The sequence below is a fragment of the Micromonospora sp. CMU55-4 genome (assembly GCF_011602315.1).
Classification (GTDB): Bacteria; Actinomycetota; Actinomycetes; order Mycobacteriales; family Micromonosporaceae; genus Micromonospora; species Micromonospora chalcea.
In genome coordinates, this window is record NZ_JAAOLH010000007.1 from 111,613 (window position 1) to 124,338 (window position 12,726).

The 12,726-nt window shown below is 73.7% G+C and carries 15 protein-coding genes; 5 read left to right on the top strand and 10 right to left on the bottom strand.

The annotated features are described in order from the left end of the window. Positions 1–112: 112 nt before the first annotated feature. From HA073_RS14495 to glnA, 4 genes are all read right to left on the bottom strand, one after another. Positions 113–478 carry a VOC family protein gene (locus HA073_RS14495; RefSeq protein WP_166456634.1) on the bottom strand — a complete coding sequence of 122 codons (366 nt, stop codon included), beginning with the start codon at positions 476–478 and terminating at the stop codon, positions 113–115. Between the two features lie 97 nt (positions 479–575). Then, entirely contained in the window at positions 576–1,268 is a 693-nt protein-coding gene (locus HA073_RS14500) for a YafY family protein (RefSeq protein WP_166456635.1), read from the bottom strand. A gap of 32 nt (positions 1,269–1,300) precedes the next feature. Continuing rightward, complete coding sequence (locus HA073_RS14505) at positions 1,301–1,726, bottom strand: DUF350 domain-containing protein (RefSeq protein ID WP_166456636.1); 426 nt, start codon at positions 1,724–1,726, stop codon at positions 1,301–1,303. Positions 1,727–1,806: 80 nt separating this feature from the next. After that, the gene (gene glnA, locus HA073_RS14510; protein ID WP_036344036.1) at positions 1,807–3,156 is read right to left on the bottom strand and encodes a type I glutamate--ammonia ligase; all 1,350 of its coding nucleotides are present in this window, start codon (positions 3,154–3,156) and stop codon (positions 1,807–1,809) included. 206 nt (positions 3,157–3,362) lie between these two features. On the opposite strand from glnA, the gene HA073_RS14515 reads away from it, so the two are divergent. Together HA073_RS14515 and panB are read left to right on the top strand one after the other, a co-directional pair. Next, positions 3,363–5,123 (top strand): NAD+ synthase, encoded by a 1,761-nt coding sequence (locus tag HA073_RS14515; RefSeq protein WP_166456637.1) that lies wholly within the window; start codon positions 3,363–3,365, stop codon positions 5,121–5,123. A gap of 117 nt (positions 5,124–5,240) precedes the next feature. Continuing rightward, positions 5,241–6,086 (top strand): 3-methyl-2-oxobutanoate hydroxymethyltransferase, encoded by an 846-nt coding sequence (gene panB / locus HA073_RS14520; protein ID WP_043329285.1) that lies wholly within the window; start codon positions 5,241–5,243, stop codon positions 6,084–6,086. Positions 6,087–6,181: 95 nt separating this feature from the next. Here the strand turns inward: panB and npdG are convergent, their stop codons facing one another. From npdG to HA073_RS14540, 4 genes are all read right to left on the bottom strand, one after another. Next, positions 6,182–6,880, bottom strand: coding sequence for an NADPH-dependent F420 reductase (gene npdG / locus HA073_RS14525; protein WP_069088968.1), 699 nt, complete (start codon positions 6,878–6,880; stop codon positions 6,182–6,184). A 64-nt stretch (positions 6,881–6,944) separates the two neighbouring features. After that, positions 6,945–8,381, bottom strand: coding sequence for an RNB domain-containing ribonuclease (locus HA073_RS14530; protein ID WP_166456638.1), 1,437 nt, complete (start codon positions 8,379–8,381; stop codon positions 6,945–6,947). Between the two features lie 87 nt (positions 8,382–8,468). Then, positions 8,469–9,239 (bottom strand): histone, encoded by a 771-nt coding sequence (locus tag HA073_RS14535; RefSeq protein ID WP_083297053.1) that lies wholly within the window; start codon positions 9,237–9,239, stop codon positions 8,469–8,471. Positions 9,240–9,317: 78 nt separating this feature from the next. After that, entirely contained in the window at positions 9,318–9,521 is a 204-nt protein-coding gene (locus tag HA073_RS14540) for a hypothetical protein (RefSeq protein ID WP_018787041.1), read from the bottom strand. A 178-nt stretch (positions 9,522–9,699) separates the two neighbouring features. Here HA073_RS14540 and HA073_RS14545 point away from each other — a divergent pair, with 178 nt between their 5' ends. Further along, positions 9,700–10,476, top strand: coding sequence for a M48 family metallopeptidase (locus HA073_RS14545; protein WP_166456639.1), 777 nt, complete (start codon positions 9,700–9,702; stop codon positions 10,474–10,476). A 93-nt stretch (positions 10,477–10,569) separates the two neighbouring features. On the opposite strand, the gene HA073_RS14550 is transcribed toward HA073_RS14545, so the two are convergent. After that, positions 10,570–11,316 (bottom strand): hypothetical protein, encoded by a 747-nt coding sequence (locus HA073_RS14550; protein WP_274479139.1) that lies wholly within the window; start codon positions 11,314–11,316, stop codon positions 10,570–10,572. Further along, on the bottom strand, positions 11,310–11,621 hold the full coding sequence (locus tag HA073_RS14555; RefSeq protein WP_043329277.1) for a PadR family transcriptional regulator: 312 nt from the start codon (positions 11,619–11,621) through the stop codon (positions 11,310–11,312). Before HA073_RS14555 ends, HA073_RS14550 begins: the two co-directional genes overlap by 7 nt. Before the next feature lie 234 nt (positions 11,622–11,855). Between HA073_RS14555 and HA073_RS14560 the strand changes: the two genes are divergently transcribed. Next, positions 11,856–12,227 (top strand): hypothetical protein, encoded by a 372-nt coding sequence (locus HA073_RS14560; RefSeq protein WP_013287772.1) that lies wholly within the window; start codon positions 11,856–11,858, stop codon positions 12,225–12,227. After that, positions 12,224–12,709, top strand: a complete 486-nt coding sequence (locus tag HA073_RS14565) for a roadblock/LC7 domain-containing protein (protein ID WP_043329275.1) — start codon at positions 12,224–12,226, stop codon at positions 12,707–12,709. Before HA073_RS14560 ends, HA073_RS14565 begins: the two co-directional genes overlap by 4 nt. Positions 12,710–12,726: the final 17 nt, after the last annotated feature.

Below are 12,726 nucleotides of genomic sequence, written 5' to 3' on the forward strand. Positions count from 1 at the left end.
GGTAGGGGGCGCATCCAAGATCCTCTCCGGCGATCACCGGACCCGACATCGACCGGTCTCTCGCCCGCCGTCGCTCCACGGTGGCCGGCCGCCACGGGTGGACGGACCGGGGTCAGCGGCCGGCCGGCGGGGTGAAGACGCCGAGCAGGTTGCCCGACGGGTCGTGCAACAGGGCCCGCACCAGACCGGCCGGCGTGGTCACCGGCCCCGTCACCACGACGCCGCCGGTCGCCTCGGCCCGGCGGCAGGTCTCCGCGACGTCCGCCACCTCGGCGTAGAAGATCGCGTAGTTGCCGGCGTCGGTGCCCCGGATCGCGCCGCCGATCCCCCGCTCACCGCCGGCGGTCGTCTGCCGGTACGACCCGGCCGGGCCGCCCTGCTCCTCGAAACTCCAGCCGAACAGGTCGGCGTAGAACCGCTGCGCCTCGTCCGGGCGGTCGGAGCTGATCTCGAACCAGGTCACGGGCGTGCTGGACATGCTTCCTCCTGAGGTTCGCGCCAGCGGTCGGCCGACGTCGTCAGGAATCAGCGTGGTGCCGGGACACGACAGCGTCCTGTCGGTGTTTCCACAGGGATCAGACCAGCGTGAGCGGGCGCACCCGGTCGACCGGCACATCGAGGTCGTCAGCACACCACTCCCGGGTCACCGGCTCGGCGAGCGGGCGCACCGAGCGGATCCGGTCGGTGCGGAAGCAGCGCACACCGTCGCGCAGCCGGCACCAGGCGACCAGATACCAGTGCACCGAGTTGCCCAGGTAGGCCAGCGGCTCCACGTCGCGTACCGAGTCGGCGCCGTCGCGGTCGGCGTACCGCAGGCGCAGCACCCGCCCGGCGGCGACCGCGTCGGCGACGACGGCCGGGACGGGCGTGCCCGGCCCGTCGCCCACCAGGTGCACCCGGCCGGCGAGCCGGTGCGCCTCGGCCACCGCGGCCGGTGGCATCACCGCGACCAGCTTGCGCAGCGCGGCGCCGGCCGCCGCGGCGAACGGGGAGCCGCCGAGCCGGTGCAGCGCGACGGCCATCGCCACGGCCTCGGCCGCCGTCAGGTTGACCGGCGGGAGCGTGCGCGCCCGGTCGACGACGTAGCCGCCGGTGCGGCCCGGCTCGGCCCAGATCGGCACGCCCGCGCCCTGCAACGCGGAGATGTCCCGCTCGACGGTGCGGGTGCTGACCTCGAAGCGGCGGGCCAGCCAGCTCGCGCTGCGCGGGCGCGGCGACACCGCCCGCAGCTCCTCGACCAGGGCGTAGAGGCGATCGGTGCGGTTCACCCCCGGACGCTAACCCGGGGGTACGACACCGCTCAGGCGATGCAGGCGCAGACGATCAGCGCGGCGCCGAAGTGGGAGGCGGCGCTGACCTTGGCGGCCGGGTGCGGCTCCTCGGCGGCGATCACGTCGCCCAGCCGGCCCGGGGTGAGCAGGTCCAGCACCAGGAACGCCAGCGCCATCACCAGCAGGCCGACCAGCCCGAAGACCACAGTGGAGGCGAGCCCCTTGGTGAACGAGCTGTAGCTGGTCAGCACGGCGGTGAAGACGATGCCGGCGATGCCGAGCTGGTTCGCGGCGAGCAGCAGCGCGGCGTTGCCGTTGCGGCGTACCCAGATCAGCTCCCGCAGCTTGCCCGGGGTGAGCACATCCACGAGCAGGAATCCGGCGGCCATCAGCGCCACCCCGACGATCCCGAACACGATGCTCTGCCACGCCCCGTCGAGCAGGTCTCCCAGCACCCAACGCCTCCCCGGCTCACCCGCCCGGCGAAGGTGCCGGGACGGTGCCGCAGACGATAGCGGCACCGTGCCAGGATGATCTAGAGAGACAGGTAGCGCTGCCGCTCGTACGGGGTGACCTCGCGGCGGTACTGCTCCCACTCGGCCCGCTTGTTACGCAGGAAGAAGTCGAAGACGTGCTCGCCGAGCACCTCGGCGACCAGCTCGGAGCCAGCCATCACGTCGATCGCCTCGGCCAGGTTCTCCGGCAGCGCCTCGTAGCCCATGGCGCGGCGCTCCGCGCTGCTCAGCGACCAGACGTCGTCCTCGGCGCCCGGCGGCAGCTCGTACCCCTCCTCGATGCCCTTGAGGCCGGCGCCGAGCATCACCGCGAACGCCAGGTAGGGGTTGGTCGCGGAGTCCAGCGAGCGGACCTCGACCCGGGCCGAGTTCGGCTTGCCGTACGCGGGCACCCGCACCAGCGCGGACCGGTTCAGGTGACCCCAGCAGACGTACGCGGGGCTCTCGGTGATCCGGTCCGGCAGCGCCTGCGGGAACAGCCGCTTGTACGAGTTGACCCACTGGTTCGTCACCGCGGTGTACTCCCGCGCGTGGGTGAGCAGCCCGGCGATGAACGACTTGGCGACCTTCGACAGCTTCATCGGGTCACCGGCGTCGTGGAACGCGTTGCGCTCCCCCTCGAACAGCGACAGGTGGGTGTGCATGCCGTTGCCGGGCTGGTCGGTGAACGGCTTCGGCATGAAGCTGGCCTGCACGCCGGTGGAAAGCGCGACCTCCTTCACCACGTGCCGGAAGGTCATGATGTTGTCGGCGGTGGTGAGCGCGTCGGCGTAGCGCAGGTCGATCTCCTGCTGGCCGGGGGCGACCTCGTGGTGGCTGTACTCCACCGAGATGCCGATCCGCTCCAGCGCCAGCACCGCCTGGCGGCGGAAGTCCCGCGCGACGGCGTGCGTGGTGTGCTCGAAGTAGCCGCCGGTGTCCACCGGGATCGGCACCGAGCCGTCCTGCGGGCCGTTCTCCAGCAGGAAGAACTCGATCTCCGGGTGGGTGTAGAACGTGAAGCCCTTGTCGGCGGCGCGGGAGAGCATGCGGCGCAGCACGTGCCTCGGGTCGGCCCAGGACGGGCTGCCGTCGGGCAGCGAGATGTCGCAGAACATCCGGGCGCTCTCGCCGCTGACGCCGCCCTCGAACGGGAAGACCTGGAACGTCGTCGGGTCCGGCATCGCGACCATGTCCGACTCGAAGACCCGGGCGAAGCCCTCGATCGCGGAGCCGTCGAAACCGATGCCCTCGTCGAAGGCCGCCTCCAGCTCCGCCGGGGCCACCGAGACGCTCTTGAGCGTGCCGAGCACATCGGTGAACCACAGCCGGACGAAACGGATGTCCCGCTCTTCCAGCGTACGGAGGACGAACTCCTGCTGACGGTCCACTTCCACCCCTCGTTACACGTACGTCCGCACCGGCGCCGGGCCGGCTCGGCCTGACCGCCCAGTCTCCACCGGGCTCGTTACGCCGACGTTACGCCCTCCCCGGCCGGCCGTCCCGCCGTGTCCGCCGCGCTGGGACGCGCGGGCCGGCACGCCTGTCTGCCCCAACCGGTCGGATTCGGCCGGGAGGGCTGGGGGAAGATGAGGACATGCCCACCCTGCGTCTCGCCCTGTGCCAGGTCAACCCGACGGTAGGCGACCTCGCCGGCAACGCCGGCCTGGTCCGCGAGTGGACCCGCCAGGCGGCCGGCTCCGGCGCCCAGCTCGTCCTGTTCCCCGAGCTGATGCTGACCGGCTACCCGGTCGAGGACCTGGTCTTCCGCCGCTCGTTCGTGGCCGCGTCCCGGGCCGCGCTGCACCGGCTCGCCGCCGACCTCGCCGCCGACGGCCACGGTGACCTGCCGGTCCTGGTCGGCTACCTGGACGCCGACGGCCCGCCGCAGGTCAGCTCCGACGCGGAGCCGGGCAAGGGTGCCCGCAACGCGGCGGCGCTGCTGCACCGGGGCGAGGTCGTCGCCACCTACTTCAAGCACCACCTGCCCAACTACGGCGTGTTCGACGAGGACCGCTACTTCGTCCCCGGTGACACGCTCACCGTGGTGCGCGTCGGCGGGGTGGACGTGGCGCTGACCATCTGCGAGGACTTGTGGCAGGCCGGTGGGCCGTTCGCGGCGGCGCGGCAGGCCGGCGTCGGGCTGGTGCTGAGCATCAACGGCTCGCCGTACGAGCTGAACAAGGACGACGTGCGGCTGCCGCTGGTGCGCCGGCGCGCCGCCGAGGCCGGGGCCGCCGTCGCGTACGTGAACATGGTCGGCGGCCAGGACGAGCTGGTCTACGACGGCGACTCGATGATCGTCGCCGCGGACGGCACGCTGCTGGCCCGGGCTCCGCAGTTCGTCGAGCACCTGCTGGTGCACGACCTGGAGCTGCCGGCGGCGGCCGGTGCGCCCGGCGAGGCCGGTGGGCTCAGTGACGGCATGCGGGTGGTCCGCGGCGAGGTGGCGACGATCCCGGCCACGCCGCCCGGACCGGCTGCGGACGGCGGCATCATCGAGCCGGTCGCCGACGAGGCCGAGGTGTGGCACGCGCTGGTGCTGGGCCTGCGCGACTACGTCGACAAGAACCGCTTCCCGTCGGTGGTGCTCGGCCTGTCCGGCGGCATCGACTCGGCGGTGGCGGCGGCCATCGCCGTGGACGCGGTCGGCCCGGAGCGGGTCGTCGGCGTCTCGATGCCCAGCCAGCACTCCTCCGAGCACTCCCGCACCGACGCGGAGGACCTGGCCAAGCGCACCGGCCTGGACTACCGGGTCGAGCCGATCCAGCCGATGGTGGACACGTTCCTGGCGAACATGTCGCTGTCCGGGGTGGCGGTGGAGAACCTCCAGGCCCGGGTACGCGGCGTGATCCTCATGGCGCTGTCGAACCAGGAGGGCCACCTGGTGCTCACCACCGGCAACAAGAGCGAGCTGGCGGTGGGCTACTCGACGCTGTACGGCGACTCGGTGGGCGGCTACAACCCGGTCAAGGACGTCTGGAAGACGCTCGTGTGGCGGCTGGCGAAGTGGCGCAACGCCGACGCGGCACGGCGCGGGCAGACGCCGCCGATCCCGGAGAACTCGATCGGCAAGCCGCCGTCGGCCGAGCTGAGCCCCGGCCAGCTCGACAGCGACACGCTGCCCGACTACGACGTGCTCGACCCGATCCTCATCGGCTACGTCGACGGCGACCTGGGCCGCGACGGCCTGGTCGAGTCCGGCCACGACCCGGCGGTGGTGGACAAGGTGCTGCGGATGGTGGATACCGCCGAGTACAAGCGACGGCAGTCCGCGCCGGGCACCAAGATCTCCATGAAGGCGTTCGGGCGGGACCGGCGGCTGCCGATCACCAACCGGTGGCGCGAGGACGGCTGACCGCTCCCGGCCGGGGAGTGACATCCTCCACTCCGATCTGCCCGCGGGCCGTCGCCCGGTGCGACGATCGCGGGGAACCCGGGGACCGCGTGCGCGGCCTCGAGGAAGGAGATTGTCATGGTGGAGTCCACCCCGGCCGAGGTGACGGCGCTCTACGGCGGCCCGGCCACCCGGCGGGTACGCACCCGCGACCTGATCGCCGCCAAGGAGCGCGGCGAGCGCTGGGCGATGCTCACCTCGTACGACCAGTACACCGCCTCGATCTTCGACCAGGCGGGCATCCCGGTGCTGCTGGTCGGCGACTCGGCGGCGAACAACGTGTTCGGCTACGAGACCACGCTGCCGGTGACCGCCGAGGAGCTGCTGCCGCTGGTCCGCGCCGTGGTACGGGCCACGAAGCAGTCGCTGATCGTCGGTGACCTGCCGTTCGGCTCGTACGAGGAGGGCCCGGCGCAGGCGCTGCGCACCGCGGTGCGGTTCATGAAGGAGGGCGGCTGCCACGCGGTGAAGCTGGAGGGCGGACGGCGCTGCGCGGCCCAGATCGAGGCCATCACCGGCGCCGGCATCCCGGTGATGGCGCACATCGGCTTCACCCCGCAGAGCGAGCACACGCTCGGCGGCTACCGGGTGCAGGGCCGGGGCGAGGCGGCCGAGGAGGTGCTCGCCGACGCGCGGGCGGTGGCCGAGGCGGGCGCGTTCGCGGTGGTGCTGGAGATGGTGCCGGGCGAGGTCGCCAAGCGGGTCACCGCCGAGCTGGCCATCCCCACCGTCGGCATCGGGGCCGGCCCGGACACCGACGGGCAGGTGCTGGTGTGGCAGGACATGGCCGGGCTGCGGACCGGCCGGGCGCCCCGCTTCGTGAAGCGCTACGCCGACCTGGCGGGCGCGCTCACCGACGCCACCCGCCGGTTCGCCGACGAGGTACGCGGCGGCGATTTCCCCGCGGCCGAGCACACCTTCTGAGGGTGTAAGGAAGGGCCCCTTCTTAACGCCTGGCGTAGAGGAGGGGCCCCTTCTTAACACGCGCGCGCGCCGCGCGCCGCGCGGCGCGCGGCGGTTCAGAGGTCGGTGACGCGGATGCCGGCGTGCGCCTTGTAGCGCTTGTTGATCGCGATCAGGTTGGCGGTGAACGCCTCGATCTGGTGGGCGTTGCGCAGCCGGCCGGCGTAGATGCCCCGCATGCCGGGGATCCGCGCGGCCAACGCGGCCACCACGCCGGCCACCTCCCGGTCCTCGGTGCAGATCAGCACGTCGAGGTCGATCCGGTCGATCTGCGGGTCGGCCAGCAGCGGCGCGCTGACGTGGTTGAACGCGGCGCACACCCGGGACTCGGGCAGCAGCCCGGCGGCCTGCTGCACCGCGCTGCCCTCTGGTACGTCGAGCGCGTACGGGCCCTGCTTGTCGAAGCCGAGCGGGTTGACGCAGTCCACCACGATCTTGCCGGCCAGCGGCTCGGCGAGCGCGGCGACGGTGACCGCGTGCCCGTCCCACGGCACCGCCACGATCACCACGTCGCTGCGCCGGGCCACGTCCTCGTTGTCGCCGCCGGACACGATGGCGCCGTCGGGCACCCCGGGCAGGGCGGCGATCTCGGCGGCGGCCTGGGAGGCCCGCTCCGCGGTGCGGGAGCCGATCAGCACGCTCTGCCCGGCGCGGGCGAACCGGTAGGCGAGACCTCGTCCCTGGTCGCCGGTGCCACCGATGATGCCGACGGTCAGCCCGGAGACGTCGGGCAGCGTGGTCGCGTCGTAAGCCATGCGCTCATCCTCGCAAAGCGAGGCGGCGTGCGGTGCATCCCGATGCTGTGACAATGGCCGCTGGTCAGGCCCGTTCGAAGGCGACCCGGCGCTGGGCCGGGTCGGCGACGGTGAGGCGTACCCGGACGCGCTCGCCCAGCGGCAGCTCGCCGGTGCAGCGGGCGCGGACCGGCGGCTCGTCCAGCGCGATCGTGCCGCCGGGCGGTCGGCCGGACCGGCCGTTGCCCGCCGGGCGCGGCTCGTCGACGTCGAGCACGGCCGCCTCGAACGTCTCCCCCACCCGGTGCGCGAGCAGCACCGCCTCGGCCAGTTCCACGGCGCCGCGGCTGGCCGCGCCGGCGGTCCGGTCGGTCGTGGCCATCACCTCGGGCAGCTTCGGCAGCGCGGCCCGCACCTGCTCGGGCACCTCCCGGCCCTCGTGCAGCGCCAGGCAGACCTCGGTGGCGTAGCGGTCGGCCAGCCGCCGCAGCGGCGCCGTGACGTGCGCGTACGCGGCCGCCACCCCGCCGTGCTCGGGCTGCTCGGGCAGCTCACCGTCGAACGCGGTGTACGCGGCGCCGCGCATCAGCTCGGCGGCCTGGTCGACGAAGGCGGCCACCCGGGGCTGGGAGGTGTCCAGCCCGTCGAGCACCTGACCGACGGGGGTGCCGTCCGGCCAGGGCACGCCGAGCGGTCCGGCGGCCAGCCGCAGCCGCTCGACCGCCTCCGCGCGGGGACTGGGCATGGTGCGCAGCAGTCCGATCCGGCCGGCCAGCATGATGTCGGCCGCCGCCATCCCGGTCAGCAGCGAGATCTGGGCGTTGTGCTCCTCCATCGGGCCGGGGCCGCGCAGCACCAGCCGCCACCCGTCGCCGTCGGGCTCGACGTCCTGCTCCGGCAGCGGCAGGTTGATCGCGCCCCGGCTCAGGCCACGGGCGGTGAGCAGCGCCCCGATCTCGGGCAGCAGGGCGATCGGCTCGGGCAGCCGGCCGGCGTCGGCGTCGCGCTGCACGCCGCCGTAGTCGAGCTTGGCCCGGCTGCGCACCAGCGCCCGCTCCAGCGTGACCGCGACGGTGGCGCCGTCGGCGTCCAGGTCGACGGTCCAGAGCACCGCGGCCCGGTCGGCGTCGGGCAGCAGGCTGGCCGCCCCTTCGCTGAGCGTGTGCGGGTGCAGCGGCACGTTGCCGTCGGGCAGGTAGACCGTCTGCCCCCGGCGCCACGTCTCGGCCTCCAGGTCACCGCCGAGGCGTACGTGGGTCAGCACGTCCGCGATCGCGTACCGGACGCGGTAGCCGCCGCCGGGACGGCGGGCGAGGTGCATGGCCTGGTCGAGGTCGCGCGAGGTCGCCGGGTCGACGGTGACGAACGGGACGTCGGTCCGGTCGGCGACGGCCGGTGGCGGCGCGGCTGCGGCCGCGTCGGCCTCGCGCTGCGCCGCGGCCGGGAAGCTCTCGGGCAGTCCCAGCTCGCGGCGCAGCGCGCCGAAGTCGATACGGGGCGCCAGTACGCGTCGGATCACCACGTGGTCAATCCTGACAGCGCCCCGCTCGTTCCGCCCTTCGGGGCGAGCGCCGTGTCCGTGCGGCGCCCCGCGGGAGGGCGGCGGGGGTCAGGCGCGGCGGGCCGGCGCCTTCCGGGCGGTGCTCTTGGCGGTGGTGGTCTTGCGGGCGGGCGCCTTCTTGGCCGCCGTGGTCTTCTTCGCCGTGGTGGTGGTCTTGCGCGCGGTGGTGGTCTTGCGCGCGGGCGCCTTCTTCGCCGCCGTCTTGCGCGCCGTGGGGCGGGTCGAGGCGGTGGCCTTCTTCGCCGGAGCCTTCTTCGCCGCTGTGGTCTTCTTGGCGGCGGTGGTCTTCTTCGCCGCCGCGGTGACCTTCCGCGCTCCGGTCGCCTTCGTCGCCGCCGCCGTCTTCTTCGCGGTCGTCTTGCGGGCCGGCGCCTTCTTCGCGGTGGTGCTCTTGCGCGCGGTGACAGTCGACTTCGCCGCCGTGGTCTTCCGGGCGGCGGTGGTCTTCTTCGCGGCCGTCGTCTTCTTCGCCGCGGTGGTCTTCTTCGCCGTCGTCTTCTTCGCGGTGGCCTTCTTGGCGGGCGCGCTCTTGGCGGTGGCCCGGCCAGCCGGCGCCGTCCGGGTACCAGCCTTCTTCGCGGCCGTCTTCTTGGCGGTCGTCCTGGTGGTGGCCTTCGTGGCCGGCGCCCCGCGGACCGCCGACACGACCTTCTTGGCGGCCGCCTTCTTCGCCACCGCCTTCTTCGCCGGCGTCCGTCCGGCGCCGGCGCCCGAGGCGTTCGGCGACGCCTTGGTGACCGTCGTCGACCTGCCCGCGGCGGTCCTCTTCGCGGTCGTCCGTTTCGCGGCCGGGCGGGTGGCCTGCTGTGCTTCGGCCATCTCGGTTCCCTTTCCTGGGGACGTGCTCCCGCCCTCGCGGGAGCACGGATCACCTCGACGCGGGCCCTCCCGCGCCGTCTAGCGGCCCTCCCCGGCCCAACGGGCGTCCTCGGCGTCCCACGCGTCGTTCCGCTCCCGCACCGTCTGCAGGGCGTTGTCCGCGTCGGCGGCTGAGGCGTACGGTCCGAGAACGTGCCGTGCGGGACACACGTCGGCATCGGTCTCGACCCGGTGGTGTCGCGTGCACCAGTAGTAGTGCCCACCACTTCCGTCGTCGCTCATGCGATCACTGTGCACTGGTAACCGCCCGTCCGCCACCGGAACGGCCCAAATAGTCACGCTTCTCCACATTAGACCTGGTCGGGACGGTTGCGGTGGGGAACCGCGCAAGCCCGTCCTCGTCCGAACGGCGGGTACCGCCAGTGGTGCGAACCGGACAGGATCGGCGCTCGTGATCACCATGACGACGGGCACGGGGGCCTGTCCGCGCTGCGGCACGACGCCGGTGTCGCTGGACGGGGCGTTGCCGTGGTGCCCCGGATGCGACTGGAACCTCGACACCTACGACGCGCGCCGCCAGGCGCCCGAGTTCGGCTGGTCGCCTGTCGACCGGCGGACCCACCGGCTCGCCGCACGGCTCACCCGTCAGCAGTACGCCGCCCTGGTCGCCCGGTCGCTGAAGTCGACCGGGCCGGGGTTCGCCGGCCTCCTCGTCACCGGCATCTCGGTGCTGCTCCTGCTCGGTGTGGCCGGGCTCGCGGCGGCCGGCGTGTGGCTGCTGTTCGCGTACCCCTTCCCGAACCTCGCCGTGGTCGGCGGCGTGGCGCTGATCGCGCTGGCGGTGGCGCTGCGCCCGCGCTTCGGCCGGGTCGACGGCGACCTGGACGTGCTCACCGCGCAGGAGGCGCCGGAGCTGCACGCCCTGGTCCGCGAGGTGGCGTCCGCGGTGGGCGCGCCGATGCCGCACGTGATCGGCGTCGACGGCGGCATCAACGCGTACGCGACAGCGGTCGGGCTGCGCCGGCGGCGCGTGCTCGGCCTCGGGCTGCCGTTGTGGGGCGCCCTGGACGGGCCCGCGCGGGTGGCGCTGTTGGGGCACGAGCTGGGCCATTTCGTCAACGGCGACGTACGGCGCGGGCCGGTCACCCAGCCGGCGCTGACCATGCTCGGCAACGCCGCCGACCTGTTCCGGCCCCGGGGCGGCTCCGACGGCGGCGGGCTGCTGGTACGGCCGTGACGCTCACCGAGGAACGGGCCGCGCGGATCGACGCCGAGCTGGCACGGCACTACGAGCGGGCGGGCCGGGCGCTGAGCTGGAACTCCTGACCCTTCAGGCGAGAGCCGGGACGGGCGCGGCGGCCGCCGCCGGCCGGGCCGCCGCGATCGCGTACGCCAGGACGTAGGGCGTGCACGCCAGGTAGAACATCGGCTCGACGAGCACCCGGTCGGTGATGAGGAACCGTTCCCAGCCGGTCGGCCGGGGCAGCCCGAACGACGAGTCGGTCCAGCAGGTGAACAGCCACAGCGGCGCGGAGATCCGGTCCACCGAGTCCGGCGGCAGGCCGTCCGCCACGGGCGCGCCGGCCGGGATCGAGGTGACCACCGCGAGCACCACCGCCGCGTCGGCCGCCACCAGCGCGCCGAGCAGCCCGGCCAGCCACGCGGCCCGGACCCGGCCCCGGCGTGCCAGCGCCCCGGCGGCCCACAGCGCCGCGACCAGCAGCGCCAGCCAGAGCAGCACCCCGGGCACCTTCTCCCCCACCCGGCTCTCGCCCCGGGCGGCGAGCAGCGCCGACGTGGCGGTCACCGTCGCGGCGATCGGCAGCACCACGCCGAGCGCGGTGGGCAGCGCCCCCACGCGTACGGTCCGGCGCGCGGCCCGGGCGACGACGAGCGCGAGCGCCACGCCGAGCAGCGCGGTGAGCGCCGACCAGGCCGGCAGTTGCGCGGCGGCGCGCATCTCCAGCCACCCGTGCGCCAGGGCCATCGCCGCGGCCGCGGCCACGAGGACCGCGAGGCAGGCCGGCGGCGCGAACAGCAACACCCCGGCGGTACGCGCCACCCGCCGGGTCACCACGCCGGGTCCGCGCCGGCACGTTCGGCGGGTACGAGGGCACGCAGCTCGGCCAGCGCCAGCCGGGCCGAGCGGATGCCCTCCCCGGTGAGGCGGTAGTAGCGGCGGGCCGGGCGGCCGGCGGCGACCGGGTCGACGGCCTCCCAGTCGGCGGTGAGCCAGCCGGCCGCCTGGAGGCGGTGCAGCACCGGGTAGAGCGTCCCGCTGGGCAGGCCGGTGAGCCGCATCAGGTCGAGGCCGTAGCGCGGCGCCTCGGGTTCGGCGAGCAGCGCCGAGAGCACCTTCGCCACCGGGATGGTCAGTCGCACAGCGGCACTCTATCGGAACTCTACATAGCATGGATGCACCGTCTTGCCGGGACGGACGGCGATCGGCGATGGACGGCGTGGTCCCTCCCGCGGGACCGGTGGCCCGTCCGGAGGGCCCGCTCAGGTGGATCACCGGTGGTCCGTGTGCACCTCGCACCTCCATATGCGAGCCTCGACGGACGAATCCGCTGTCGCGCTTCCAGCGGACAGCGGCCCGAGTTGGGGAGAGAAATCGTGGGCAACCTTGACATCGCGCTGAAGAACGCGATGAACATCGACGGCGCGATCGGCGCCGCGCTCGTCGACTACACCAGTGGCATGACCCTCGGCGTCGCCGGTGGCACCGGCGAGATCGACCTGACCGTCGCCGCCGCCGGGAACACCGACGTCGTACGCGCCAAGCTGCGCACCATCGAGATGCTCAAGCTCGACGACGAGATCGAGGACATCCTGATCACGCTCGGCAGCCAGTACCACCTGATCCGCCCGCTGAGCAACCGCACCGGCAAGGGCCTGTTCCTCTACCTGATGGTCAGCAAGAGCCGGGCCAACCTCGCGATGGCGCGGCACCAACTGCGCACGATCGAGGAGAGCCTGGAACTGTGAGCCGGGTGGACGACCTCCCCCGCCGTACGCGCCCCCAGACCGGCACCCTGCCGCCACCACGCGCGCTTCCGCCCTCGCTGGCCGGCAACCCGACCCTGCCGTACCCGGCCATCGCCCAGGAACTGTCCGCGCTGCGGTTGCAGATCCCCGGCGTGCACGGGTGCGTCCTCGGCGGCGTCGACGGCCTGCTCGTCACGCACAACCTGCAGAACGGCGCCGACCCGGACGACCTGGCCGCGCTCGCCGCCACCACGTACGGGCTCGGCCGCCAGGTCGGGCTCCGGCTCGGACAGGGCGACTTCCAGCAGTCCACGGTCCGCAACGCGGGCGGCTACCTCAGCGTGTACGCGATCAACGGCCAGGCCCTGCTCGCCGTGGTCGGCACGGACAGCATCAACGTGGCGCGCCTGCACCTGCACGCCCCGACCACCGCGGCCAAGCTCGCCGAGCTGCTCGACGGGGTCAGTCCGACCACGTCCTGACGTACGCCGGCCGCTCG

Excerpts from the sequence above, each read along its gene's own strand:
- npdG (WP_069088968.1), bottom strand. The coding sequence starts at position 6,880 with ATGGCTTACGACGCGACCACGCTGCCCGACGTCTCCGGGCTGACCGTC.
- HA073_RS14540 (WP_018787041.1), bottom strand. The coding sequence starts at position 9,521 with ATGAGCGACGACGGAAGTGGTGGGCACTACTACTGGTGCACGCGACAC.
- panB (WP_043329285.1), top strand. The coding sequence starts at position 5,241 with ATGGTGGAGTCCACCCCGGCCGAGGTGACGGCGCTCTACGGCGGCCCG.
- HA073_RS14545 (WP_166456639.1), top strand. The coding sequence starts at position 9,700 with ATGACGACGGGCACGGGGGCCTGTCCGCGCTGCGGCACGACGCCGGTG.
- HA073_RS14535 (WP_083297053.1), bottom strand. The coding sequence starts at position 9,239 with ATGGCCGAAGCACAGCAGGCCACCCGCCCGGCCGCGAAACGGACGACC.
- HA073_RS14515 (WP_166456637.1), top strand. The coding sequence starts at position 3,363 with ATGCCCACCCTGCGTCTCGCCCTGTGCCAGGTCAACCCGACGGTAGGC.
- HA073_RS14495 (WP_166456634.1), bottom strand. The coding sequence starts at position 478 with ATGTCCAGCACGCCCGTGACCTGGTTCGAGATCAGCTCCGACCGCCCG.